Source organism: Xanthomonas sp. SHU 308 (genome assembly GCF_000364645.1).
In the GTDB taxonomy this organism is placed as follows: domain Bacteria; phylum Pseudomonadota; class Gammaproteobacteria; order Xanthomonadales; family Xanthomonadaceae; genus Xanthomonas_A; species Xanthomonas_A sontii.
Window position 1 is genome coordinate 1 of sequence record NZ_AQOK01000286.1, and the last position, 2,691, is coordinate 2,691.

The 2,691-nt window shown below is 70.6% G+C and carries 3 protein-coding genes; 2 read left to right on the forward strand and 1 reads right to left on the reverse strand.

The annotated features are described in order from the left end of the window. Positions 1-218 precede the first annotated feature (218 nt). Positions 219-1,352 (reverse strand): LysM peptidoglycan-binding domain-containing protein, encoded by a 1,134-nt coding sequence (locus D588_RS0110450; RefSeq protein ID WP_026143577.1) that lies wholly within the window; start codon positions 1,350-1,352, stop codon positions 219-221. 138 nt (positions 1,353-1,490) lie between these two features. Here D588_RS0110450 and def point away from each other — a divergent pair, with 138 nt between their 5' ends. Together def and fmt are read left to right on the forward strand one after the other, a co-directional pair. After that, positions 1,491-2,003: a peptide deformylase gene (gene def, locus D588_RS0110455; RefSeq protein ID WP_017915930.1), complete on the forward strand. Its 513-nt coding sequence runs from the start codon at positions 1,491-1,493 to the stop codon at positions 2,001-2,003. A gap of 109 nt (positions 2,004-2,112) precedes the next feature. Continuing rightward, the coding region (gene fmt / locus D588_RS0110460; RefSeq protein ID WP_017915931.1) for a methionyl-tRNA formyltransferase at positions 2,113-2,691 on the forward strand (579 nt) is incomplete at its 3' end.

A 2,691-nucleotide genomic window follows, 5' to 3' on the forward strand; every position in this document is an offset into this window, starting at 1 on the left:
GCGGCCAGCGCCGCGGCCGGGCTGCCGTGTTGCTCCAGCAGCAGCCGGCGTGGGGCGCTGGCGCCGCCGGCCAGCGACAGGCGTAGCAGGGCCGGGTCGGCGGGTGTGTGGGCAGGGGCGATGACCGGACTGGACATGCGCCCAGCCTAGGCCGCAGACGCGGACGGCGCCCTCGGGCGCCGTCTGCAATCGCTGTAGGGGGAGTCCCCGGCCGCGGGTCAGCGCGCGTCCGGGTGCTTGACGTCGTAGCCGATCCGGGTCGGCTTGATGCCGTCCATCACCAGCGCGTAGCTGACCTTGTCGAAGGTGCGGAACACCATCGCGTGCGCGGCGTACTCGTCCGGCAGCGCCACGGTGCCGCTGCCGCCGGTGAAGCCGTCGTCGGCGCGGGAAGTGTTGGGGTGGCGCACGCGGTCGTTGACCCGGGTGCCGTGGCGCCACAGCGACACCACGGTGCCGTTGTCGATGCCTTCGCGGCGGCCGCCGGAGATGGCGATCACGTCGCGCGGGCCGGCCGCGCTGAACGCGTCGGCCACCGCCAGTACGCGCAGGCCGGCGGCAATCGCCTGCTCGGACGGCGGATGCGGCACGAACTGCAGGTCGTAGGGCTGCGCCTCGACCGGAATCAGGCGGTCGCCGGCGCGTACTTCGCGGGCGTTGTCCTGCAGCAGCAGGCCGGTGGCCTGGCGGCCGTCGGCGGACACGCGGGCGACGGTGCCGATGTTGACCTGGGCCAGTTCGTAGCCGAGGGTCTCGCGGCGCTTGTCCGGCGGCACGAAGGTCCGCCACAGGTTGCCGCTGCCGGGGATGCTGCGGCCTTCGGCGTCGAGGTCGTCGCTGAGCTTGGGCAGCAGGTAGCGCACGGTCGGGCGGACCACGGCGTAGCGCTGGCCGGCCTGGGCCTGGCCGAGGCCGACCGCGTAGACCAGTTGCCCGTCGGTGGCGCGCAGCCGGTTGTCTTCGGTGCCGACCACGTAGGGCAGGTTGTCGATGCGCTCGACCACGCGCAGGTTCTTCAGGAACGGCTCCACCTGCGCCAGCGGGATCGCGTCGATCGGCGCGTCCTGGCGCGGGCCCGGCTTGACCTCGGCATGCGCCACCCGGTCCAGGTAGGCCAGGCTGAGCACGTCGCCGGGGTAGATCAGGTGCGGGTTGTGCACCTGCGGATTGGCCTGCCAGATTTCCGGCCACAGCCAGGGCTTGCCGAGGAAGCGCCCGGCGATGTCCCACAGCGTATCGCCCTTGCGCACCACGTAGGTGTCGGGGTGTTCGGCGGCCATGCTGGCGGAAGCAGCGTAGGTCGCCACGGTGAGCATCGCCACGGCGACGACCGTACGGAGTCGATTGAACATGAGCGCGGAGCCTGATTCCCCAACAGGTTCGCGCACTATAGTGCAGAACCCTGGTGCGGGCGCAAGCGGCGGGCGCAGAAACGGGTAGAATCCGCAGGTCTTGCCGAATCGTCCGGCGCCCCCATCTTGGGTACCGCTATGGCCCTGCTCCCCATTCTCGAATTCCCCGATCCGCGCCTGCGTACCAAGGCGGTGCCGGTCGACGCCGCCGAGGTCACCTCCGCAGCCTTCCAACGCCTGCTCGACGACATGTTCGAGACCATGTACGACGCGCCCGGCATCGGCCTGGCCGCCAGCCAGGTCGACGTGCACAAGCGCTTCATGGTCATCGACGTCAGCGAGGAGAAGAACGCCCCGCATGTGTTCATCAACCCGCAGATCGTGCAGCGCGACGGCGAACAGGTGTACCAGGAAGGCTGCCTGTCGGTCCCCGGCATCTACGCCGACGTGACCCGCGCCGACGCCATCACCGTGCGCTACCTGGACCGCCAGGGCCAGCCGCAGGAACTGAGCACCGACGGCCTGCTGGCGGTGTGCGTACAGCACGAGATGGACCACCTCGACGGCAAGCTGTTCGTCGACTACCTGTCCCCGCTCAAGCGCGAAATGGTGCGCAAGAAGCTGGCCAAGGCGCGTAAGCACGTGGCTTGAAGCGGGGAACCGGGAATGGAGAAACGGGAATCGTAAGTGCGGTACCCGTGGCCTTTCCGGGTTCGCGCTTTTCCCATTCTCCATTCCCTATTCCCGGTTCCCAGCCTCCATGAAACTCGTCTTCGCCGGTACGCCGGACTTCGCCGTGCCGTCGTTGCGCGCGGCTGCGCAGCGCCATGAAGTGGTCGCGGTCTACACCCAGCCGGACCGGCCCGCCGGGCGCGGCCGCGGGCTGACCCCGTCGCCGGTCAAGCTGGAGGCGGTGGCGCGCGGCATCCCGGTGTTGCAGCCGCAGACGCTGCGCGCGCCGGAAACCCTGCAGGCGCTGCGCGCGCTGCAGCCGGACCTGATCGTGGTGGTGGCCTACGGGCTGATCCTGCCCAAGGCGGTGCTGGCGATCCCGACCCATGGCTGCTGGAACGTGCATGCCTCGCTGCTGCCGCGTTGGCGCGGCGCCGCGCCGATCCAGCGCGCGATCGAGGCCGGCGACAGCGAGACCGGGGTGTGCCTGATGCAGATGGAAGCGGGTCTGGATACCGGCCCGGTGCTGTTGTCGCAGCGGACCCCGATCGGTGCCGACGAGACCGGCGGGCAGTTGCACGACCGCCTGGCCGCGCTCGGCGCGCAGGTGCTGGCCGACGGCCTGGGCCTGCTGCGCGCCGGCCTGCGTCCGGTGGCGCAGCCGCAA

What these genes read in the sequence shown, in the direction of transcription:
- def (WP_017915930.1), top strand. Translation starts at nt 1,491, where the DNA reads ATGGCCCTGCTCCCCATTCTCGAATTCCCCGATCCGCGCCTGCGTACC.
- D588_RS0110450 (WP_026143577.1), bottom strand. Translation starts at nt 1,352, where the DNA reads ATGTTCAATCGACTCCGTACGGTCGTCGCCGTGGCGATGCTCACCGTG.